This window comes from Mesorhizobium sp. M0001, assembly GCF_040324255.1.
GTDB lineage: Bacteria > Pseudomonadota > Alphaproteobacteria > Rhizobiales > Rhizobiaceae > Mesorhizobium.
The window spans coordinates 291,171-313,681 of record NZ_JAMYVS010000007.1; the positions used below are offsets into that span (position 1 = coordinate 291,171).

Below are 22,511 nucleotides of genomic sequence, written 5' to 3' on the forward strand. Positions count from 1 at the left end.
TCAGCCCTTTGGGTTCGATGTCACAGCTGCACCTCGCCATGCCCCGCGCCCATGCGGCGCTCCAGCCGGCGGGCGAGCATGATCAGCGGATAGCAGACGACGAAATAGCCGACGCCGACCAGGAAGAAGACCAGCAGGCCGTTGGGCACACGCTGCACCACAAGCCAGCCGACGCGGGTGAGGTCGGTCAGCCCGATCGCCGAGACGACGGAGGAATCCTTGATCAAGAGTACATATTGCCCGACCAGCGGCGGCAGCACGATGCGCATCGCCTGCGGCAGCACCACCTGGCGCATGCGTTGCCAGCGCGACAGGCCAGACGCCAGAGCTGCCTCAACCTGGCCGGTCGGCACCGAGCGGATGCCGGCGGCGACGATCTCGCAGATGAAGCACGCGGCGAGGTTGGTGAGCGCGATGATGCCGGCCGTGAAGGCATCGAGCTCGATGCCGAATTCCGGCAGGATGAAGAAGATCAGGAAGATCTGCACCAGGAACGGCGTGCCGCGGATCAGGTCGACCCAGGCGCCGATCACGCTCGAGATCAGCCGGTTGCCGCCGGTGCGCAATATGCCGAGGCCGAAACCAAGCAGCGTGCCCAGCACCAGGCTGATCGCCGACAGCATCACGGTCATGCCAAGGCCGCGCAAGGCGAGGGGGTAGCTGCCGGCCAGGCTTTGCAGCTGTTGCCAGATCATGTGCTGCTCCTTGCCGGCTGCAGACCGAGCCACCGACTGGACAGCCCCGCCAGTCCTTTGAGGCAGTAATAGAGCAGCAGATAGAAAGCGGCGATGGTGAGAAAGCCTTCCGCCGGCATGAAGCGGTCGGACGCCAGCAACTGGCCGGCGCGCGTCAGTTCGGAAACCGAGATCAGAGACAAAAGCGCGGAATCCTTGACCAGCACGATCGCCTGGCCGAGCAGCGGCGGGATCGTCACCTTGAAGGCTTGCGGCAGGATGACCAGGCGCATGCGCTGGACATAGGTCATTCCCGAGGCAACCCCGGCCTCGACCTGGCCGCGCGGGATCGACAGGATGCCGGCGCGGATGATTTCCGCGACATAGGCGCCGCTGTTCAGCGACAAAGCGATGATGCCGACGACGAGCTCGGGCAGGACGAAGCCGAGACGCGGCAGGCCGAAATAGAGGAAGTAGAGCTGCGCCAGCAACGGCGTGGCGCGCACGGCATCGATATAGCCCTTGGCCAGCACGCGAAACAGCTGGCCGCGCTGCAGGTTCATGGCGGCGAGCACGATGCCGACAACCAGCGCGCCCGCAAAAGACAGCGCCGACAGCCACACGGTCGTGATCAGACCCTGCCCGAACAGCGGCAGATATTCGACGATGGTGCGGAAGCTGAAATTTTCGAGCATGGCGGTGAATTGTGAATGGTGAATGGGCAGTAGTGAGTAGTGAGTGGTGAGCAGTGAAGGGCGTCCGGAATGGCCATTCACCATTCACCATTCACTACTTCCTACTCACTACTCCCTGCTTACCTCTGCTTAGTGATCCTTCTTCCAGGCGTCGGAATTGACCCAGTAGTCGAGGTTCTTCTGCAGGCGGCCGTCGATGCTGACCTGGTTGAGGAACAGGTTCATCCAGATCAACAGGTCCGGCTCGTCGTAGCGGGTGGCGAAGGCAAGCGGCTCCTTCGACAACAGGTCCGGCATGATGGTGAAGGTGCCGGCGGGATAGGCTGTCGACTGACCCTTGACCGCCGAGACGTCGTTGACGCCGCAATCGGCTTGGCCGTTGTTGACCGCGTCGAGCAGCAGCGGGCCGCCGCCCTTGTAGCTCTTGATGTCGGCATCCGGGAAGGCGTTCTTGGCTTCCTTTTCGCCGGTGGCGCCCAACAGCACGGCGATCTTGGTGCCCTTGGCCTTGCAGTCCTCGGTTGTCTTGAACTTGCTGTCGGCCTTGGTGAAGACGGTGCTGCCCGTATACATGTAAGGTGTGGTGAAGGCGACCTTCATGCCGCGCGCCAGCGTCGGCGTCATGTCGGCGACGAGCAGGTCGGCCTTGCCCGAAAGCAGCGCCGGGATCAGCCCGTCCCAGTCATAGTCGAGGAAGGTGATCTTGACGCCCATTTCCTTGGCCATCAGCTCGGCGAGTTCGACCGAACTGCCGGTGCGCTCGCCGGCCGCGCCGACCAGCGAGAAGGGAGGTCCTTGCGTCTGTACCGCGACGCGCAGTTCGCCGCGCTTGGTGATCTCGTCGAGCGTTCCGGCACTGGCCGCCGTGGCGAGCCCCGCAAGCGCAAGTCCGGCGATAAAAAGTCTGGCAATCTTCATTTTGGCATTCCTCCTGTTATCGTTGTTGTTCCACTTTGTTATTCCACCCTTTTGGGTGTTTTTTGAGCGGCGGCACCGTTTGCCGGCGGCAGCCACCGTTCGAAAATCGTCAGTCCCAGGCCACCGTTTCGGTCACCTTGATGCCACGCCTCGCCAGCTCGTCAAAGAAGGGTTCGTCCGGCACATGCAGCAGCGGGTTGAGCAGGCCAGGTGTGGCGATCTCGCGCCGCGCCAGCATCTGCGCCACGATGCTGGCGGGATAGCCGACGCCGAGGCTCATGCCGAACAGGCCGGATGCCAGGTCGCGTTCGATGATCAGGTCCGATGTCACCGTTTTGGCGCGACCGCCCTCGAGACCGGAAAAGACATTGCGCATCACGCAAAGGTCCTTCTCGTCAGCGCCATACTGCAATTGCGGGCCGAGCAGCCGGCCGAGAAATTCGCGGGGGCTGGCGCCGGTGCCGGGCACCTTGTCTTCGGAGAGGAAGCCGAGTTCCTTCAGCGGCGCCCAGAACGCCGACCATCCCGGCCAGCGCAGTGTATAGCGGCCCGAGCGTTGCAATCCCTTGGCGGCCGCCAGCATCTCGACATAGTGCAGCGCGTCGCCATTGGGGAAAGCTTCCAGCCGGCCGAGGCCCGCGACCTCGATCTCGTGGATGAAGGCATTGTCGTGCTGCCGCCCGGCCGGCACTTCGACGCGCTTGCCATGCTCGATCATCACGCTGTCGCGGTTCTGGCTGACCAGAACCATGTCGAAATTCCAGCTCACCTTGTAGCAGAGCGGCTTCGCCATCGCCTTCGGTTCGGGGATGCCGCCGCAATAGGAATCGATCGAGGAGATCCTAGAGAACTGCTTTGCGGCGCGCGCGTAGAGCACGAGGTCGATGCCGGGATCGAGCCCGCATTCGGTCATGATCGAAACGCCGGCCTGTTCAGCCTCCGCCGCCAGATCGGCAATCGCCTTGCCGTAATTGGTGGTGACCAGCGGCGTGCGCGTTGCGATCGCGGCCTGCACCGCCTCGCGCATCAATGGCTGTGGCAACAGATCGATGGCGGCGTCGACATCCGCCAGCACGGTGGCAAGTGCCGGGCCGATGGGGCCCTCGGGCACGACGAAACGCACGCGGGAAAGGTCGGTCAGCCCGGCAAGCCGGGCAGGGCCGTCGGCCGACGTATCGACGCAGACGACTTCCTCGACGCCGGCGCTGGCGACGAGATCGGCGATGGCCGCCCGTCCCTGCAGGCCGAGGCCGCCGAGAACAGCTATTCTCATGCCGGCTCCTTGCGTGACGGTGTTTCTTCCGACCAGCAGCCTTCGGGAAGGCTGACCCATTTGTTGCATGAAGCCATGACGACGAAGGTTTCGCTGCGCACGACTTCCCCGGGAATGCCGGCGCCCGGAATCAGCTCGCTGGTGATGCGGTAGAGGTCGGCGACATCGCCGGCGACGGTCACGTCGACGATGATGTCGAAGCGCCCGGTAACCACCGAGGCCGAGTTGACGAAAGGCAGTTCGGCAATGCGCTGCGCCAGTTCCCGGGCGCGGCCACGTCCCTGAGCGTTGATGCCGACAATGGCCGAGATCAGCTCGGGGCGTTCGGTCAGATTGAGCAGCCCGACGATCTTCAAGAGGTTGCGGTCGAGCAGATTGCGCAACCTTGAGCGCACCGTCGGCACCGAGATCGCCATCGTCTCGGCGAGCCGGTTGATGCCGGGCTGGGCATCCTGCGACAACAGCTTTACCAGCCGTCGATCGGTTTGATCGAGATGCTCACGCAAAGGCAAGGCTTTCATAAAGGGAAAGAAACGATCGGATTTTCTTTCGGATATGAAAAATACCTTATGGGGAATTTTTAACAGCAGCAAGAGCTATGTCATCCCTCTGTGCCAGTTCCCGTGTGCGTTCAGGCAAGACAGGATGCATGTCGTCCCAAAACCGCTGTGCATTTTGGGGCGACAGGCAGTCGAGGATGTGCGCGACAGCACTAGGCGACGGAGTTCGAAGACGATCTTGCCGCCGCCGTGGTCGCTTGAACGCGACGCGAGGTCGTAGTGAGCAACGCACCCGCATAGCAGGCCGACCGAGTTGCGGCGTAGCCGCAACTCACGCCTTCACCTGATAAGCGGAGAGGCTCATTCGCGACATGGCCAAAAGCGGCCTTTCGATAAAACTATAACTCGCCAGGGACACGGCGATGCAGGCGGTGACAATAGCTATGCCTGCAAGCCATGGTGACACATTGGCGGTTGCAACGACAGGAGCGATCGCGAGCAGCACGATAGGATGGGTCAGATAGAGAGAGTAGGAAGCATCTCCCAGCCTTGCCAGCACGCGAGGAGCAAAAAGTCGGAAGTAGCTCTCCAGGCTGATGCAACCCGCGACAAGGATCAGCGCCGGGATACCTTGAGCAAGGGTTCGCGGCAAGTTGAAGCCAAGTACCATCACCAGTGTGGACACAATAGCGAACCCGACAGCCGAGGCACCCAGGAAAGCGGGCAAACGCAGCAGTCTGCCGACCAGATGGCCGACAGCCATGCCGGCAAGGAACTCAAACAGGATTGGCGTGGTATAGAAAAACAGCACAGTGTCGGCGGCGGGTTTGAAGATAATGCGTGCGGCTACGGCGATTGCAAAGACAACGCCAATCGTGGCCATTTGCGTCAGCGCACCAAAACCCATAGTCGCCGCGAACAGAATGTAAAACAGGATTTCCAGATTGAGCGTCCAACCCACGCCAAGCACTGGCTGGACATAGCCTGTGGCCGTATCGAGATAGGGCACGAAAAGCAGGCTATTGGTAATCTGCTCAAAGGACACTCCACGACCGGCAAACAGCCAAAGTGCGGCGACCATGAGGAAGGTCATGACCCAATAGAACGGAACGACGCGCGTGAACCGCTGCATCAAAAAAGCACGGTGGTCGCGATGTCTGTTCTCCGTCGAGAGAACCATGACAAAACCGCTGATGACGAAAAACAGGTCGACGCCGCTGTTTAGAATGGGAATAGGCAAATCGAGCACGCCTAGTGCGGCCGGAAGATGATAGATAACAACCATTAGGGCTGCTAGCCCCCGCAGGGTCTGTATCGATGTATATTGTTGAATCCGACGCGGCGCAGCGTGATCATTATCCGGAATGACGTTCATTAAAAAATGTCCCCGATGCCGGAGAATATTAACACAGATGAGATCGTTGATGCGACGATTAACTGCCGGTTTAATTAATACATAAAATTTGAATAGCTTTCACCGACTTTCGCGGCCCGGGCCTTGCGATCGCCATCGTCTCGGCGATGCCTTGGCGCGCTGCTTGTATGCGCTATCGCCCGGCCTGGAAGATCGCCACCGCTGCCGCCGTCAGCGCGGCATTGCCGGCCGCAACCGTGCCATCCGGCAGATGCTTCCCATCCTCCAGCCCGACGCGCGTCGACCAGTTGCGATCCGCGGCACGGCGCACGAACGGCCACACCGTCGCGTTCTCGCCATGCAGCAGGATGGCACGGCAAATGCCGGCGCGCTCCAGGACCTGTTCGATGCCGTCGGCGACCGCAAAAGCCTCGTCTAGCGTCTGCTCGGAAATCTCGATCAGCACGCGCAGCACGCGCCCGCCATGGTCGAGGCCGACCAGCCGCTCGGCGTCGGCGACCGACGCCAGACCCGCCTCGATGCCGATGCCGCGCTGGCGCAGGCTCTCCATGACGATGGGTGCCGCCGCCTCGCTGAGATTGACCGAGGCATAGTCCGGCAATTCGCGCCAGCCGGCGATGGCGACCAGCGTGCTTGTATCGTCATTCTCTATCCAGGCGCCGGTGGAGACGCCGATCAGCGTACCAGGGCAGGCACGGCGCAGCCCTGCGATCGTCAGGTCCATCGCTGCCGGCGCAAGGCTCTCGCGGCGGTCCGCGCTGCGGGCATGGACATGCAGCTCAGCTGCGCCCGCGGCAATCGAAGCCGCCCCGTCGCGCGCCATAGCGTCGGAGTCGAGCGGCAGTGTGGGGTGAAAATCGGCGGCGCGCGCGCCGTTGATGCAGGTCTGGACGATCATGGCTCTCGCGATCCTGTTGCCGATGGCGAGCCTAGCAAAGGGCAGGGTGGAGAGGAAACGGGCGCGGTGAAGACTGCTGACAGTGTGTTGCGCCAAACCTGGGCAATGCCGAGTTCCTTCGCACCCCCCTCTGGCCTGCCGGCCATCTCCCCCTCAAGGGGAGAGATCAGCTGCGTCTACGGCGTCGCAACGTTGGAGACTGGCGAAGGCAGAGGTGAGGTCCAATCTCCCCCCTTGAGGGGGAGATGCCCGGTAGGGCAGAGGGGGGTGTCTCGCGGAAACCTCAGGTGGTGTTCGGCGTCGCCGCGCCCATCATCGCTACGATCAGCACCGAAGCACCCCGGCTCCCTTTCAATCGCTGTCCTCGCTCCAGATCAGCCGTAACAGCCGCAGCAGTGTTGCCCGATCTTTTTTCGTCAGCCGTTGCAGGAACCGGTCCTGGTGGTTGCGCACTTTGAGCCGCCATGCCGGCATGGCGGCTTTGGCTGCCTTGGTCAGAGCGAGCACCTGCACGCGCCTGTCCTGCGCATGGTCGTCGCGCTCGACCAGCCCGCGCTCCTCGAGTTCGGCCAGCAGCGGCGCCATGTTGGCGCTTTTCATGCCCAGCCGGCGGCAAAGCTCGGCGGCGCTGATGCCGGGCCGTTCGTCGATCAGCGCCAGCATCCCGTAGGTGACCGGGCGCAGTGAGGCATCGGCCATCTCGGCGGTGAAATCATTGAGCGCCAGTGTCGAAGCCCGCCGCAGATTGTAGCCGATCTGTGCGTCGAGCCTGTCTTCAGGCGCCACCCTAGCCACCTTGCCGCTGCGGTCCGATGTCTCGTCCATGCTGCAACCGATCGCTGCGACCAAGGTTCTTGTCAAGCAAAAAAGACTATGCAACATAGCAATTCTAAAAGCTATGTCACATAGCGATTGATCAGGGGAAGAGCACAACTCTTCTCCCCGCCACACAGGAACGCAAGCCGGAGGAGAGTTGCCATGACCGAAGAGACCGTTGCCTTCGACATCGAGGACGGCATCGCCTGGGTGCGCTTCAACCGGCCTGAAAAACGAAATTGCATGAACCCGGCGCTCAACCGGCGCATGATGGAGGTGCTCGACCAGCTGGAATACTGCGATGATGTCGGCGTGCTGGTGCTGTCGGGCGAGGGCAGTGCGTGGTCGGCGGGCATGGACCTCAAGGAGTATTTTCGCGAGACCGAGGCCAAGGGGCTGGGCGCCGTCCGCAAGGCGCAAGGCGAGGCCTATGGCTGGTGGCGGCGGCTGCGCTGGTATCGCAAGCCGACCATTGCCATGGTCAATGGCTGGTGCTTTGGCGGCGGCTACGGCCCGCTGTTTGCCTGCGACCTCGCTTTCGCCGCCGACGAGGCGCAATTCGCTCTGTCGGAGATCAACTGGGGTATCCTGCCCGGCGGCGGCGCCACCAAGGTGGTGGTCGATCTCCTGTCGATGCGCGACGCCATGTACCACGCGCTGACCGGTGAGTTGATCGACGGCAGGAAGGCGGCGGCCTGGAAGCTGGTCAATGAAAGCCTGCCGCTGGCGGAGCTGAAGCCACGAGTCACCGAGGTGGCGAACATCCTGCTCAAGAAAAACCCGGTCGCGCTGAAGGCGACCAAGGATGCTATCCGCCGCGTCGGCGAGATGACCTATGACAATGCCGAGGACTATCTGGTGCGCGCGCAGGAAGCGGCCAATTCCTACGACAATGACGGCCGCAAGGAAGGCATCCGCCAGTTCATCGACGAAAAGAGCTACAAGCCCGGGCTCGGCGCCTATGACAAGGCGAGGTGATCAGCCAATATCCAATCGGGGAGGAGAAGCGAGATGCCGGCCTGGACGACGCCCGATCCCGTGGCCTTGCATGCCGCGACGCAGCCCGAGCGCCTCGCTTGCGTCGACCTGGCTTCCGGGCGGCGTTGGACGTATCGCGGGCTCGACGAGGCTATCCAGCGCGCCGTCGGCGTGCTCGGGAGCGGCTACGGCATCGAACCTGGGCAGCGCATCGCCACCGTCGTCCGCAACAGCGCCGACCTGCTGATCCTGCAGCAGGCGGCCATGCGGATCGGCGCCATCTTCGTGCCGGTCAACTGGCGCCTCGCTGGGGCAGAGCAACAAGCAATCCTTGCCGATTGCGATCCAGCACTGCTGCTGCACGATGCCGCGTTTGAATTGGCGCGGCCCGAGGGCTGCGTGTCGGCCGAGGTCGCTGACTTTGCGGCGGCGGTGGACGTACAGGCGCCGGCGCCGCGCCGGCCTTTGCCGCCGGCCGACCAGCCGTCGATCATCCTCTACACCTCCGGCACATCGGGCCGGCCCAAGGGTGTCATCCTGACCGAGGCCAATGCGTTCGCCACCGCGGTCAATTTCGGCGTGCTCGGCCGCGTCGGCAATTCCAGCATCTTCCTCTGCGACGCGCCGATGTTCCATGTCATCGGCCTTATCACCAGCCTGCGTCCGCCCTTGCTGCAGGGCGGCACGGTGCTGATCTCGTCCGGCTTCGAGGCCGGTCTCACCAACCGCCGTCTGGCAGACCCGGACCTCGGCGTCACCCATTATTTCTGCGTCCCGCAAATGGCACGGATGCTGCGCGACGGCACCGCGTTCGCGCCGGCGAACTGGACCACGCTGACGGCCATCTTTACCGGTGGCGCGCCCAATCCCGCCGCCGACATCCTTTGGTGGCTGGAGCAGGGCGTGCGCATGGTCGACGGCTTCGGCCTGACCGAAGCCGGCACCGTGCTCGGCATGCCGGTCGAGGCACACCAGATCGCCCGCAAGGCCGGCTCCGCCGGCCTGCCGGCGCCGTCTTTGTCGCTGCGCATCGTGGACGAAGATGGCCACGACGCCGCAGCCGGCGAGCCGGGTGAGATATGGCTGTCAGGCCCCAATGTCACGCCGGGCTACTGGAACCGGCCCGATGAGACGGCGCAGGCCTTTACACCGGATGGCTGGTTCCGCACCGGCGACATTGCGCGCCGCGACGAAGATGGTTTCGTCACCCTCGTCGACCGCCGCAAGGACATGTTCATTTCGGGCGGGGAGAACGTCTATCCAGCCGAGGTCGAGATGGCGCTGCTCGATCATCCCGACATTTCGGACGTCGCCGTCATCGGCATCGCCGACGGGCGCTGGGGCGAGGTCGGCCGCGCCTTCGTCGTGCTGAAGGCTGGCTGCGTCCTCGATCCGACGGCGCTCGCGGCGCACTGTGCGGCTCGCATCGCCCGCTACAAGGTGCCGAAGGAATTCCTGCTCACCGACGCGTTGCCCCGCACCGCCTCCGGCAAGATTCAGAAACACATCTTGCGCGGGCGGTGAGATCGGGCTTCACCGCCGTTCTTCACTGCGCCCGCGCCTTGGCGACGTCGGCCGGCGTGATGGCGGATTGCTTGCCGCCGAAATGCGCCAGCACATAGTTGCCGAGCGCCGCGATCTCGACATTCGAATAGGCATTGGCGAAAGCCGGCATCGCCTGCTTGCCGAGCGGCGTCGTCATATGCGCGCCCTTCAGGATGACCTGGATGAGGTTCGTGCCATCGGGGTCATTGACCGTGCGGCTGCCGCGCAGCGCCGCATAAGGTGTCTGCAGCCCTTCGCCGTTCCATCCGTGACAGCTGGCACAGGCGCCCTGGAACAGCTTCAGGCCGAGCCCGCCTTGCGCCACTGAATCGGCAGACGAAGCGTAGGCGATGGACGTCGTCAGTGTTGCCGGCGGCTCCGCTTCGACGATCGCCTTGTCGCTGCTGACTTGCGGCGGCACGGTTTTTACGTAAGTGACGATCGCCTTGATGTCTTCCGGCGTCAAATGGCGCAGGCTGTAGTCGACGGCTTCGCCCATGCTGCCGGTGGCCGCACCACGCCCTTCCGCATGACCCTTGGACAGATAGTTGGACAACTGCTCATCGCTCCAGCTGCCGATGCCGGTCGTCTTGTCCGAACTGATGTTGTAGGCCTCCCAGCCCTGCAGTTCGGCGCCGGCGAATTTCTTGCTGTTGTCGAGCCCATAGAGCAGGTTGCGGGGCGTGTGGCATTCGCCGCAATGCGCCATCGCTTCGGTGAGATAGGCGCCGCGGTTCCATTCCGCGCTCTGCTTTTCGTCCTGCTGCAATGGACCGTCGGGAACGAACAACAGGTTCCAGAACCGCAGGACATAACGCTGGTTGAACGGAAAACTCAGATCGTTCTTGGGCGCCTCGGCGTGCACCGGCGGCAGGCTGAACAGATAGGCCTTGATCGCCAGCGCATCTTCGGTGGTCATCCTGGCGTAGGCCGCATAGGAAAAGGCCGGATAGAGATTGCGGCCTTGCTTGTCGATGCCTTGATGCAGCGCGCGCACGAACTCCGCGTCGCTCCAGTCGCCGATGCCGGTTTCCTTGTCGGCGGTGATGTTGGGGGAATAGACGGTGCCGAATGGCAGCTTGAAGGCAAGGCCGCCGGCATAGGGCGTGCCGCCTCCGGTTGTGTGGCAGGCGACGCAATCGGCCGCGCGCGTCAGATATTCACCGCGGTCGATCAGCGCCTGGCCGGCCGGCAGCTTTGCCTCCGCCGCGGAGACGTCCGGCAGCGGCGCCGGCTTGAACAGGAAGATCGCAACGCCGACAGCGATGACGACCACGACAGCGAGGAGGATGCGGACCAATCTTTTCATGGCTCGGCCTTCACTACACTTCGACTTCGGTTTCGATGCCGGGCTCGGAGCGCTCCTCGCTGTTCGCCAGCACCGCCAGCAAGGGCGCTGCCAACGGCGGCACCATCGACACGCTGGTCTTGTCGGCGCCGTCGCTCTTCAGCTGGTTGCGGTCCATGGGCAGGCTGCGCAGGCGTTTTCCCGTCGCGGCAAAGATCGCGTTGGCAAGGGCGGGACCGGCCGAAACCGTTGCCGTCTCGCCGATGCCGCCGGGCGATTCCAGGCTCTTGACGTGATAGACCTCGATCTTCGGCGCCTCATTGTTGCGGAGGATGCGGTAGTCGTGAAAATTACTCTGGTCGACGCGGCCATTGCTGAAAGTGATGCCGCTGTAGAGCGCCGCCGACAGGCCGAAGATCAACCCGCCTTCGATCTGGGCTTCGACCGTGTTTGGGTTGATGGCGATGCCGCAATCGACGGCCACCACCGCGCGCTGCAGCGTAATCTCGCCGGCCGCTGACACCGAGATTTCCAGCACCGCGGCCATGAAGCTGCCGAAGGCATCGTGCAGGGAAATGCCGCGGCCGCTGCCGGCCGGAAGCGGCGAGCCCCAGCCCGACTTTTCGGCCGCCAGCTCGAGCACGCCTGCGGCCCGCGGCTGGTTCTTCGTCAGCGCCCGGCGATACTCTACCGGATCCCTGCCCACCGCATTGGCGAGTTCGTCCATGAAACTTTCGACCACGAAGACATTGTGCGTCGGTCCGACGCCGCGCCACCAGGTGATCGGCACCGGCGGGTCCTCGCGCACCCAGTCGACCTGGATGACCGGCAGATCATAGGGCGGTTTGGCGGCGCCCTCGACGGCATCGTCGTCAAGCTTGTCCTGAGGCCAGCCGCCGGGGATGTAATTACCCAACACCGAACCGCCGGCGACATGGTCGATCCACACGGTTGGCAAGCCGTCGGCGCCGAGACCGGCTGATATCCGGTCGTAGTAGGTCGGCCGGTAGAGATCGTGCTGGATGTCTTCTTCACGCGTCCAGATAACTTTGACCGGGTAGCTCACCTGTTTGGCGATCGCCACCGCCTGGCCGACATATTCGGCGACCAGCCGGCGGCCGAAACCGCCGCCGATCAGGTGATTGTGCACGATGATCTTGTCGAGCGGAAAGCCCGTGACCTGTGCCGCCCAGCCTTGCGCCTGGGTGGGCACCTGGGTGCCGAGCCAGATCTCGCATTCATCGGCGCGCACATGCACTACGCAGTTGACCGGCTCCATCGGCGCATGGGCGAGGAACGGCAGCTCATAGCTCGCCTCGACCGTCTTGACGGCGGCTTTCAGCGCGCCGGCGACGTCGCCTTCCTGGCGCGCCATGATCGGTGTCTTGTTTTTGGACGCAGCCTTCAATGTGTTCATCATATCGTCGCTTGAAAGCCTGGCGTTGGCGCCTTCGTCCCAGGTGATGGTGAGGGCCTCGAGGCCTTTCTTGGCCGCCCAGAAATGATCGCCGATCACGGCGACCGCATTGTCCAGCCTGACGATATCGCGCACGCCTGGAACGGCGCGTGCCGCCGTCTCGTCCACATCGCCGAGCTTGCCGCCGATCACCGGACAGGCGGCGACCGTCGCCACCTTCATGCCGGGCACGCGCACATCGATGCCGTAGACCACCGCGCCATTGACCTTGCCCGCCGTGTCGACCCGGCGCAGCGACTTGCCGATTAGCTGGAAATCCTTGGGGTCCTTGAGCTTGACGTCGCTCGGCACCGGTTGCTTGCCGGCCGCGTCGGCGAGCGCGCCATAGGCCAGCTGCCGGCCTGTCGGCAGATGCGTGACCACGCCAAGCTTGGCGCTGCATTCCGAAATCGGAACCGCCCATTGCGCGGCTGCTGCCGCAACCAGCATCGTGCGGGCAACGGCGCCTGCCTTGCGCAGCGATTCCCAGGTTGCCCGCATCGAGGTCGAGCCGCCCGTTGCCTGGCCGCCAAGCGCAGCGGTGGCGTACAGCTTGTCGTTGGGCGGCGCGTCGACGACCTTCACCTGGCCCAGGCCGACTTCCAGTTCCTCGGCAATCAACGTCGCTTCGCCGGTGTGCGTGCCTTGGCCCATTTCGATGTTGGGCAGGATGAAAGTGATCTTGCCGTCGCTGTCGACGCGGATAAAAGCATCGGGTGAAAAGGCGGCGGTGACGTCGCCCTCGACGGGTTCGGCGGCGGCAAAACCGGGCCTGGTGCCGGCGCCCAGCATGGTGAAGCCGAGCAGAAGGCCGCTGCCCTGCAGGAAGGCACGGCGCGAGGTGAGTTTTTGGGTGGGGGAGGAGGACGGCTTGCTCATGGCTGGCTGTCTCCCTCAGGCCTTCGCGGCCTGTTTTATGGCCGCTCTTATTCGCGTGTAGGTGCCGCACCTGCAGATATTGCCGGACATGGCGGCATCGATATCGCTGTCGCTCGGGTCGGGGTTGCGCTCCAGCAGCGCCGAGGCCGACATGATCTGGCCGGACTGGCAATAGCCGCACTGGATCACTTCAAGGTCGAGCCATGCCTGTTGCACTTTTTTGCCCGCCGACGTCGCACCGATCGCCTCGACGGTGGTGACATGGCGCGACCCAACCGACGCGACCGGCAACACGCAGGATCGCACCGGTTGCCCGTCAAGCTGCACCGTGCAGGCGCCGCACTGGGCGATGCCGCAACCGAACTTCGTGCCGGTCAGGCCGATGACATCGCGCAGCACCCACAGCAATGGCATATCGTCCGGCACGTCGACACTGCGATCCTCGCCGTTTACATTGAGCGCAATCATGGGCCTCTCCTCGGTTATCCGCATCCCCGTGGACAATGCAGTAGGCACCTGTTTGCCGGTCGTGTCTAATCACATGCATGTTGTTCGGCACCGCAACGCGTGTGCAAATCGCACTCGTGTGCGCGCCACAGTGCCCCTGATCTTTGCCGGGCTGCCGGCTGAAAGGTTTTTGCGATGGGTGAGTTGAAGGTCAGGACCCGCGTCACCGGCGCGACGGCGACGCTGCAGCCCGGCGGCTTGCCTTCCATCACCACTCCGACCGGCGGTGCAGTCGATGTCGTCACCGGCGTCAGCGCGCCGGGCTTCAATCCGCTCGACCTGCTCTACGCCTCGCTCGCCGCCTGCATGGTGCTGAGCGCGCGCATCGCCGCCTCCCGCCTCGGCGTCGCCGCCGCGCTTGGCGAAGTACGCGCCGAGGTCAGCGGCGAGAAGGCCAAGGACGAGCCGTCGCGCGTCGAAAGGCTCAACATCAGGCTCGACATCTCAGGCGATCTCGACGCTGCGACCAAGCAGCGGATCGTCGAGGACGCCGAAGCGATCTGCACGGTGTCCAACACGCTGCGCGCCGCGCCGCAATTGCATACGACGCTTGGGTGAGGGCTTCGCAGAATGCCTCGCTGCCACCAACCAAGGACCGTCCCATGGCCATGATCCCGCCGATCGACTACGCCTCGGCATCGCAAGACATCCGCGCCGAGCACGACAGGGAGCTTGGCCTGCGCGGACGCATGACCAACATGAAGCGCATCCTGCTGCATTCACCGGCGGCCCACCGCATCTATGCCGAATGGTTCACCCTGCGCGATCTGCTCAAGCCCGCACTCGACGACCGCGCTGTCTGGCTGTTGTCGCTGGCGATCTCCGAGAGATGCCGCGCCGAGATACCGCTTACCTTCTTCCGCCGCGCGCTGATCGATGGTGGCCTTGATCCCGAGGCAATCCAGCCAACCTCCGACGAGGCGTTGCTGATCGAATTTGGCAAGGCAGTCGCCGCCGATGCCAATGTCATTCCGAACGACATCTGGGCAGCGCTGAAGGCTCGCTATGACGACACGCTGCTGGTCAACCTCGTCGCCTTCGCCGGCATCATGGTGGCGACCTGCCTGTTCACAAACGCGGTGAGGGTCGATCTGGACCCTGAGTTGGAGGCGTATCGCCGCAAGGGTGCCGATCCGATCTGATGCGATCGATACGCAGTCGATCTGCAGTGGATATCGCCCGGAAGGATCAGCCGTAGTAGCCGGCTCCAAACAGCAAAAGTGTTTCCACCTGGGAGTCCGCTTCTTTTCCTATGGCTGTCCAGATGCTGATGCCGAGAGCATTCGAAATCGCGCTATCGATCTCGACCTTCACATGGGGGTCGGTTTGTCTCAAGAACCTCAGCGCAACCTCCATGGAAATCGGAAACAGCGACGCGCCACCCAGTTCCAAGATCGCAGGCGAGGTGAATTCTAGCGCTTCGAGTGCGCCATCGGCCTTGTAATAGGCGAATACTCCAAGGTCCGGCCAATAGTCGGCCGGAACGCTGGTTGGGCTCCGCCGGAAGACCTTGAGCTCTCCTGAAAAGAAGGATCTGACAGTCGCCTTAGACGATCCGAGAGGAAGCCCCTTGACGCCATTTAGCGGTTCGATCGAAAGATGCATGTACACAGTTAATCGCTGCCGGCAGCAGATGACAATGTTCATCGCAGGAATCGGGTGGCCCAGGCGCCTCGTTCGCCCCACTTTGACCGCAAGCAAAGGAGGCATCCATGACCATCCATTCGATAAGCACCAAACGCGCAGCCCATTCGGCCGAAGCGCGCATCGCAGCGCAGGACTGGAGTGCTCTGATCGGCGAACTGAACAGCCACGGCAGCACCGTCATGCCGGCGCTGCTTTCACCCGAGGAGTGCACTGAGATCGCCGGTCTCTATCCGCATGAGGACCATTTCCGCAGCCATGTGGTGATGGCCCGCCATGGCTTCGGCAAGGGCGAGTACCGCTATTTCCGCTATCCGCTGCCGGATCTGGTCGGTGGCCTGCGCACCGCGCTCTATCCGAGGCTGGCCGGCGTCGCCAACGACTGGAACGAACGCATGGGCGTGGCACAGCGCTATCCCGATGACCACGCCGCCTTCCTCCAGCTTTGCCACGAAAGCGGCCAAACGCGGCCGACGCCGCTTCTCCTCCAATATGGCCCCGGCGACTTCAACTGCCTCCATCAGGATCTCTATGGCGACCTCGCTTTTCCCCTGCAGGTCGCGATCCTGTTGTCGCAGCCGGGCGAGGATTTCACCGGCGGCGAATTCGTGCTGACCGAGCAGCGCCCGCGCATGCAAAGCCGTGCCGAAGTGGTGCCGCTGACCCGGGGCGATGCAGTGATCTTTGCTGTCCACAATCGCCCGGTGCAAGGTACGAAAGGGCACTACCGCGTCAATCTCCGGCACGGCGTCAGCCGCCTGCGCTCGGGACGGCGGCATACGGTGGGGATCATCTTCCACGACGCGAAGTAACGTCGTCCGCTTCGGCGCGGCTCCTTCGTTCCACTCCGAGATCGGCTAAGATTCACACTTCGTCGACGTCGAACAGCAGCATCGTCAAGTCATCGTCTCCTGGGGCGAGTATACGCCGGTCAGCGGCGCAGGCAATGCCGATTTCGGTGGCAAATGCGCTCTGCATATCGGCGAGGCTGTCGAAATAGAGTGTCCCGACCAGATACGGAATCTCGCCCGCCGAGCGCTTGATGATGGGCCGCCTGCTGATGTCGTAGCGCCGCAGGCCGGGAAGCTTCTTGGCCAGCGGCACATGAACCTCGAAATAGTGCCGGTCGAACGCCTCCGGATCAGCCGGGGTTTTGTAGATCACGAGCATCTTGGCCATCGTCATATTCCTGCCTGTTGGTGTCGCTGTTTGGGGGCCATGCAGGCCGCCGTGCCAATGTCGTTCCGCGAGGGCGGTTTTCGACAATCGCTGGATTTTTGTTTCGGGCGCGATGACGGGTCCTCGCCACCATCTGTGGCGCTTCTGCCTCTTTCCTCCTTGCGCTCATTCGCGTATGGCCCCGGGCAAATCCCTCAACTTTGCACCAACTCCCCCGGACCGCCTCATGATCCGTCTTGAAAGCATCAGCAAGCAGAACGGCCGCCAGCTTGTCTTCATCGAGGCCTCGGCCTCGCTACAGAAGGGCGAGAAGGTCGGCCTTGTCGGCCCGAACGGCGCCGGCAAGACGACGCTGTTTCGCATGATCACCGGCCAGGAGCAGCCCGACGAGGGCCAGGTGCAGGTCGATCGCGGCGTCACCATCGGCTATTTCAGCCAGGATGTCGGCGACATGGCGGGCCATAGTGCTGTGGCCGAAGTGATGAACGGCGCCGGGCCGGTCAGCGACGTGGCGGCCGAAATGGCCGAACTCGAGGCGGCCATGGCCGATCCCGAGCAGGCCGACCGGATGGACGAGATCATCGAGAAGTACGGCGAGGCGCAGCATCGTTTCGAGGAGCTCGACGGCTATGCGCTCGATGGCCGCGCCCGCGAAGTGCTCGACGGCCTCGGCTTTTCCCAGGAGATGATGGATGGCGACGTCGGCAAACTGTCCGGCGGCTGGAAGATGCGCGTGGCGCTCGCCCGCATCCTGTTGATGCGGCCCGACGTCATGCTGCTCGACGAACCGTCGAACCATCTCGATCTCGAAAGCCTGATCTGGCTGGAGCAGTTCCTGAAGGGTTATGAGGGCGCGCTGCTGATGACCTCGCACGACCGCGAGTTCATGAACCGCATCGTCAACAAGGTGGTCGAGATCGACGCCGGTTCGCTCACCGCCTATTCCGGCAATTACGAATTCTACCAGCAGCAGCGGGCGATCGCCGACAAGCAGCAGCAGGCGCAGTTCGAGCGCCAGCAGGCCATGCTGGCCAAGGAGATCGCTTTCATCGAGCGCTTCAAGGCGCGGGCGTCACACGCCGCCCAGGTGCAGAGCCGGGTGAAGAAGCTCGACAAGATCGATCGTGTCGAGCCGCCCAAGCGCCGCCAGATCGTGAATTTCGATTTTCAGCCGGCGCCGCGCTGCGGCGAGGATGTCGTGACGCTGAAGAACGTCCACAAGGGATATGGCAGTCGCTCGATCTATGAGGGGCTGGATTTCCAGGTCCGCCGCCGCGAGCGCTGGTGCATCATGGGCGTCAACGGCGCCGGCAAGTCAACGCTGCTGAAGCTGGTGGCAGGCGCTTCCGATCCCGACACCGGCACGGTCGCGCGGGGGCCGAGCGTGAAAATGGGCTATTTCGCCCAGCACGCCATGGAGGTGCTGGAGGGCGAACGCACCGTGTTCCAGACGCTGGAGGACGCGTTTCCGCAAGCCGGCCAGGCGCCGCTCAGGGCACTCGCCGGCTGCTTCGGCTTTTCCGGCGACGAGATCGAGAAGAAATGCCGGGTGCTGTCGGGCGGCGAAAAGGCGCGCCTGGTGATGGCGTTGATGCTGTTCGACCCGCCCAATCTTCTGGTGCTCGACGAGCCGACCAACCACCTCGACATCGCGACCAAGGAGATGCTGATCACGGCGCTGTCGCAGTACGAAGGCACCATGCTGTTCGTCTCGCACGACCGCCATTTCCTGGCCGCACTCTCCAACCGCGTGCTGGAACTGACGCCCGAAGGCATCCACACCTATGGCGGCGGCTATACCGAATATGTGGAGAGGACCGGGCACGAGGCGCCGGGGCTGCGGACCTGACGCAGGTCCTGCGTCCGCATTTGCGTCGAGCAAAGCCAGGATTTGTCAGCTCGCCGCCAGCCATTTGCGCGACTGCGCGAAGGCCTTGAAGGCTTTGGCGTCCATCGGGTAGCCGAACAGGAAGCCTTGCAAGATGTCGCAGCCAAGCTCTTTCAGGATGCGCGCGTGCTCCATCGTCTCGACGCCCTCGGCGATCACTTCGATCCCGAGCGACTTGCCGATCTCGATGATGGATGACACAAGCTGCCGCTGTGCGGTTGAGCTGGTGATGGGGGTGACCAGCTGGCGGTCGATCTTGAGGCGACGGGGCCGCAACTTCAACAGCGAGACGATCGAGGCATGCCCGGTGCCGAAATCGTCGATCTCGACGTCGATGCCGAGCCCCTTGATGTGTTCGATGTTCCAGCTGACCAGCTCGTCGTTTTCGTCGAGGAAAATCGACTCCACCAGTTCGAACGACACGGTCCCTTCCTTGATGGGAAGCTTGCGCAAACCCTTGATCAGATCCCTGTCTTCCAGGCGCCTGGCGGAAACGTTGACCGAGACGCGCGGGATGTTGAGGTGGCTGCGCGACCAACGCTCAAAATTATCGAGCGCCTGCTCCAGGACGGTGCGGTCGATAAGCGCCACGACATTAAGTTCTTCAGCCACCTTGATGTAGGCGTCGGGGGTCAGCATGCCGCGTTGCGGATGATCCCAACGCGACAGCGCCTCGACGCCGACGATCTCCAGCGTCTTGGCGTCGAACTGCGGCTGATAGTAGACGATGAATTCGTTCCGCTCGAGCCCGCCCAGAATCTCGTCGGCGGTCTGCTTGGTCCGCACGATCTCGCTCTGCAGCTCTTCGTTGAAAAACTCGTAGCGGTTGCGGCCGCGGCCTTTCGCCCGGTACAGCGCCAGATCGGCATTGACAAGCAACTGCCTTGCATCGACGCCGCTATTGGCCGCAATGCCGATGCTGACGCCGAACCGGCACTGGTGACCCAGATAGTCGACCGGCTGGCGCATCGCATCGATAATGTGGTCGGCCAGCGCGGCGAGTTCCTTGTCGTCGCGTCCATGGCTCAGCACGACAAACTCGTCGCCGCCGATGCGCGCAACGAAATCGGCACTGCCGACGCTGGCCTTGATGACTTTCGAAGCATGCACCAGCAAAGCATCGCCCGCTGCATGGCCGAGCGTGTCGTTGATCTGCTTGAAGCGGTCAAGGTCGAGATGCAGCAACGCCGCACGGCCGTCGGCTTCGCGGTTTTCGGCAAGCATCTCGTCCAGATACCGACGGTTGGGCAGACCGGTCAGCGAATCATGCATCGCGACATGCTCGATGCGGGCTTTGGCCAGGTTCAGTTCGGCATTTTTCGATTCTGAAAGGCGACGTTCACGCACGAGATTCTCGTTGAGCAGCACGTCGCCTGTCACATCCCATTCGGCGCCGATCATTTTTGGCGTGCCGTCGATGTCCCGGAAGAAACTGGCGCGGGTGCGCACATGGCGAATGGTGCCGTCCGGCCGCAGGAGCCGATACTGCGAAGAGTAGGGGCCTTGTGTTGCAACAGCCGAATCGAAATCTGCTTTAGCCCGTTCGAAGTCTTCGGGATGAATCGCCAAGGCCCAGTCGTCATAGCTACGGGACTTGCCGCCTGAGGGTTTGCCATAGATTTCGTTGATGCGGTCGTCCCATACGAGTTCGTTGCTGACGGTATCGTGCTCCCACACGCCTATAGCAGAGGCTTCCAACGCCAGCTCCAGCCGCCGGGACAGGCGCCTCAACTCGGCGTCATTTTTCTGCCGCTCACCGAAAAGACGTCCTGCCACGAGGATCGGCAGCACCACCAGCGCGCCGGCAAGCGCCATGAGCAGACGCAACAGCCACTCATTTTTCGGAGCGGTCGGCCAGCCGCCCTTCGGTATGGCTGAAATTTGCCAGGAGCCTGAAGGCAATTGCACCTCTGCCATCACCGGATTGCCGGACACGACATTATCGCCGCCGAAGAACAGTTCCCCGCCGCCGCCGAGCGCATCCTTGCCGATAAGCGCCACATCGATATCCAGATCAGGGTCGGTCAGTCCGCTGGCAGCGTAGAGCCGATCGACATCGATCACGGCCGAGACGATACCCCAGAAACGGTCGCCGCCACCCGCCGTCGGCACGAAGACCGGGATACGGCCGATGAAGCCGCGTCCGCCTTGCGCCAGTTTGACCGGCCCGGCGAGCACCAGCGCGCGCTGGTCACGGGCGCGAAGCGCGGCCATGCGTTGCGTATCGCTCTTGCGGTAGTCCAGCCCGATGGCTTTTTCATTGCCTTCCAGCGGATACATCAGCGCGATGACGAGGTCGGGCGCACCGGCAATATCGCGCAACTGCGATTTTTGCTCGAACAAATTACGGGCGAGTGCCCCAAATCTTTGCTGGCCCATAAAGGGCTCGGTAACGATTGTCGAAACGAGACCCTGAACCAGCTGGAGATTGCCGCCTATGTTGCCTTCGAGCTTGGCGCGTATGATGTTGACCTTGGCCAGGACGTCGGCGCGCGCCAGCTGATCGGAGACCTCTCTGTTCCTCTGGTCGGCAACCAGGGCGCAGACGAGAAGCACGACAAAGGCAATCGCCGCCGGCAAGTTGGCGGAAGAAAAAACGGCCCGTTTCAACCGGCCGGAATTGAGCATTGCACCTGCCAACTCGATCCGAAGACCTTTCCAGGACAGTAGTCCTTCGGTCGACCATAGTAGCTAAAGCTTAAGTTTGAGCTTCGAGACGAATCCGAGAACAAACGGTAAGCTTTTGGCTGCCAGGGTCCAGCCGAAATCTGAATGAGTGTCCGAAAGTAGGACGCCAGGTTGCAGCGTTCTGCAACCCAGCGGCGAAGTCATATTCGCCTCAGATTGCAACAAGCCGCCTGATCTTGCCGCGCGGGCCCTTGCGGGAGGCTTACTTCCCAGCCATTTGATCGGCCAGCGCCTGCGCCTGGGCGAGCAGCGCCGGGAAAGCCGGGTCAGCCGGCAGGCGCTGCGCCATGCAGGCCCGGTAGTCGCTGTCGCCCTTGTCCCAGGCGGCGTTGGAGGAATCGAACGCTTTTTCGTCCTTCAGGTCCGATGCCTGGTAGGCCGCCTGGAATTTCTGCGCTGCGGCGTCCGCTGCAGCCCACACTGCGTCGCAGGCGGCGATCTTCGGAACTGCAGGGGCTGCCGGCGCTGCGATAATTCTCACGCTGTTGCCTTTGACGAGCGTAACGACGACTTCCTGCTCGTAGATCGGTCCGACGTCCTGCGTCCAGCCGCCGAGCCGTGCGAAGGCGATGTCGGCGCCCTCAGGCTTCTTCAATGGAAAGTCGAGCGTTCCCTCGAAGGCGGCGTCGCTGTTGATCGCCTGGGTGTAGAAGGCATCGAGCTTAAGCGCCTCATCGATGCCGGCGGGCAGTTTGAAACTCTCGTCGGTCTCGGCGGTTCTGGACTGGAGCCAGCGCTCCAGCAGCCCTCGCGTCGTTGCCACCAGGCTAGGCCCGTCGTCGTCCTTGGTGTATCGCAGTCCATCGAGCATGCCATAGCCGATATCGGAGTCGCTGAGGCTTTCGATATTGATTGTGCCGGTTGGGGGAAAGTCCTTGACCGCCAACGGCCCGATAATGCCGGCAAGACGCTGCTGGAGGTCGGCCAGCGCCTTCTCGTTCTCAGCGTCGATGGTCTCGATTGCCGCGTTCGCACTGTTCAGCGCCGCGATATCAGCAATCGCCTTGTCACGCGCGGCCACATAGTCGTCCTCCGGCGAGGCCGCGAAAGCCACGCTGCTCACCAGCGCAAACAGAAACGTCCAGACCCACCGCATGATATAAACCCTGCTCTACGTTCGATTCCAAGGATACATGACAACATTGGGCCGAAAAAAGACGGCGTTGGAGCTGCAGATCTCTCCCCTTGAGGGGGAGATGGCCGGCAGGCCAGAGGGGGTCGCCGCGCGTGCAGCGCGGCCTCCATTTGCAGCCCCGGACGCCGATAGCGCTTCCAGCGCAACCCCCCCCACAGAAGCCGTCCGCGACCAC

21 protein-coding genes are annotated in these 22,511 nt (G+C 63.0%); 6 read left to right on the top strand and 15 right to left on the bottom strand.

What is annotated here, in order from left to right:
* Positions 1–20 precede the first annotated feature (20 nt).
* From NKK50_RS21315 to NKK50_RS21350, 8 genes are all read right to left on the bottom strand, one after another.
* Positions 21–695 (bottom strand): amino acid ABC transporter permease, encoded by a 675-nt coding sequence (locus tag NKK50_RS21315; protein WP_023821289.1) that lies wholly within the window; start codon positions 693–695, stop codon positions 21–23.
* Positions 692–1,369, bottom strand: a complete 678-nt coding sequence (locus NKK50_RS21320; RefSeq protein WP_352543826.1) for an amino acid ABC transporter permease — start codon at positions 1,367–1,369, stop codon at positions 692–694. Before NKK50_RS21320 ends, NKK50_RS21315 begins: the two co-directional genes overlap by 4 nt.
* Before the next feature lie 129 nt (positions 1,370–1,498).
* A complete protein-coding gene (locus NKK50_RS21325; protein ID WP_023670322.1) occupies positions 1,499–2,287 on the bottom strand; it encodes an ABC transporter substrate-binding protein in 789 nt (262 codons plus the stop codon).
* 109 nt (positions 2,288–2,396) lie between these two features.
* Entirely contained in the window at positions 2,397–3,560 is a 1,164-nt protein-coding gene (locus NKK50_RS21330; RefSeq protein WP_352543827.1) for a saccharopine dehydrogenase family protein, read from the bottom strand.
* A complete protein-coding gene (locus tag NKK50_RS21335) occupies positions 3,557–4,066 on the bottom strand; it encodes an Lrp/AsnC family transcriptional regulator (RefSeq protein WP_023670324.1) in 510 nt (169 codons plus the stop codon). The genes NKK50_RS21330 and NKK50_RS21335 overlap by 4 nt, the downstream gene beginning before the upstream one ends.
* Before the next feature lie 325 nt (positions 4,067–4,391).
* Complete coding sequence (locus NKK50_RS21340) at positions 4,392–5,435, bottom strand: acyltransferase family protein (RefSeq protein WP_084630758.1); 1,044 nt, start codon at positions 5,433–5,435, stop codon at positions 4,392–4,394.
* A 172-nt stretch (positions 5,436–5,607) separates the two neighbouring features.
* Complete coding sequence (locus NKK50_RS21345; RefSeq protein ID WP_352543828.1) at positions 5,608–6,333, bottom strand: 3-keto-5-aminohexanoate cleavage protein; 726 nt, start codon at positions 6,331–6,333, stop codon at positions 5,608–5,610.
* A gap of 351 nt (positions 6,334–6,684) precedes the next feature.
* On the bottom strand, positions 6,685–7,158 hold the full coding sequence (locus NKK50_RS21350) for a MarR family winged helix-turn-helix transcriptional regulator (RefSeq protein WP_352499521.1): 474 nt from the start codon (positions 7,156–7,158) through the stop codon (positions 6,685–6,687).
* A 153-nt stretch (positions 7,159–7,311) separates the two neighbouring features.
* Between NKK50_RS21350 and NKK50_RS21355 the strand changes: the two genes are divergently transcribed.
* Both NKK50_RS21355 and NKK50_RS21360 read left to right on the top strand, forming a co-directional pair.
* Positions 7,312–8,127: a p-hydroxycinnamoyl CoA hydratase/lyase gene (locus NKK50_RS21355; RefSeq protein ID WP_352499520.1), complete on the top strand. Its 816-nt coding sequence runs from the start codon at positions 7,312–7,314 to the stop codon at positions 8,125–8,127.
* A 33-nt stretch (positions 8,128–8,160) separates the two neighbouring features.
* The gene (locus NKK50_RS21360; RefSeq protein WP_352499519.1) at positions 8,161–9,651 is read left to right on the top strand and encodes an AMP-binding protein; all 1,491 of its coding nucleotides are present in this window, start codon (positions 8,161–8,163) and stop codon (positions 9,649–9,651) included.
* Between the two features lie 22 nt (positions 9,652–9,673).
* Here NKK50_RS21360 and NKK50_RS21365 read toward each other — a convergent pair whose 3' ends face one another.
* From NKK50_RS21365 to NKK50_RS21375, 3 genes are read right to left on the bottom strand one after another with little or no spacing between them, the layout of a single operon-like run.
* Positions 9,674–10,981, bottom strand: coding sequence for a c-type cytochrome (locus NKK50_RS21365; RefSeq protein ID WP_352499518.1), 1,308 nt, complete (start codon positions 10,979–10,981; stop codon positions 9,674–9,676).
* Positions 10,982–10,994: 13 nt separating this feature from the next.
* Positions 10,995–13,295: a xanthine dehydrogenase family protein molybdopterin-binding subunit gene (locus NKK50_RS21370; RefSeq protein ID WP_352499517.1), complete on the bottom strand. Its 2,301-nt coding sequence runs from the start codon at positions 13,293–13,295 to the stop codon at positions 10,995–10,997.
* A gap of 15 nt (positions 13,296–13,310) precedes the next feature.
* Entirely contained in the window at positions 13,311–13,763 is a 453-nt protein-coding gene (locus NKK50_RS21375) for a (2Fe-2S)-binding protein (protein ID WP_352499516.1), read from the bottom strand.
* 174 nt (positions 13,764–13,937) lie between these two features.
* Here NKK50_RS21375 and NKK50_RS21380 point away from each other — a divergent pair, with 174 nt between their 5' ends.
* Together NKK50_RS21380 and NKK50_RS21385 are read left to right on the top strand one after the other, a co-directional pair.
* Complete coding sequence (locus NKK50_RS21380) at positions 13,938–14,360, top strand: OsmC family protein (RefSeq protein WP_352543829.1); 423 nt, start codon at positions 13,938–13,940, stop codon at positions 14,358–14,360.
* A 44-nt stretch (positions 14,361–14,404) separates the two neighbouring features.
* A complete protein-coding gene (locus tag NKK50_RS21385; RefSeq protein ID WP_023670327.1) occupies positions 14,405–14,944 on the top strand; it encodes a carboxymuconolactone decarboxylase family protein in 540 nt (179 codons plus the stop codon).
* A 46-nt stretch (positions 14,945–14,990) separates the two neighbouring features.
* Here NKK50_RS21385 and NKK50_RS21390 read toward each other — a convergent pair whose 3' ends face one another.
* Positions 14,991–15,449, bottom strand: a complete 459-nt coding sequence (locus NKK50_RS21390; protein WP_156940649.1) for a hypothetical protein — start codon at positions 15,447–15,449, stop codon at positions 14,991–14,993.
* A 65-nt stretch (positions 15,450–15,514) separates the two neighbouring features.
* On the opposite strand from NKK50_RS21390, the gene NKK50_RS21395 reads away from it, so the two are divergent.
* Positions 15,515–16,258 (top strand): 2OG-Fe(II) oxygenase, encoded by a 744-nt coding sequence (locus tag NKK50_RS21395; protein ID WP_023670329.1) that lies wholly within the window; start codon positions 15,515–15,517, stop codon positions 16,256–16,258.
* Positions 16,259–16,310: 52 nt separating this feature from the next.
* Here the strand turns inward: NKK50_RS21395 and NKK50_RS21400 are convergent, their stop codons facing one another.
* Positions 16,311–16,625, bottom strand: a complete 315-nt coding sequence (locus tag NKK50_RS21400; protein ID WP_023670330.1) for an EthD family reductase — start codon at positions 16,623–16,625, stop codon at positions 16,311–16,313.
* Positions 16,626–16,851: 226 nt separating this feature from the next.
* Between NKK50_RS21400 and NKK50_RS21405 the strand changes: the two genes are divergently transcribed.
* A complete protein-coding gene (locus NKK50_RS21405) occupies positions 16,852–18,474 on the top strand; it encodes an ABC-F family ATP-binding cassette domain-containing protein (RefSeq protein WP_023670331.1) in 1,623 nt (540 codons plus the stop codon).
* 45 nt (positions 18,475–18,519) lie between these two features.
* Here the strand turns inward: NKK50_RS21405 and NKK50_RS21410 are convergent, their stop codons facing one another.
* Together NKK50_RS21410 and NKK50_RS21415 are read right to left on the bottom strand one after the other, a co-directional pair.
* Positions 18,520–21,141, bottom strand: a complete 2,622-nt coding sequence (locus tag NKK50_RS21410) for a bifunctional diguanylate cyclase/phosphodiesterase (protein WP_352543830.1) — start codon at positions 21,139–21,141, stop codon at positions 18,520–18,522.
* A 262-nt stretch (positions 21,142–21,403) separates the two neighbouring features.
* Positions 21,404–22,297 (bottom strand): hypothetical protein, encoded by an 894-nt coding sequence (locus NKK50_RS21415; protein WP_023670333.1) that lies wholly within the window; start codon positions 22,295–22,297, stop codon positions 21,404–21,406.
* Positions 22,298–22,511 lie beyond the last annotated feature (214 nt).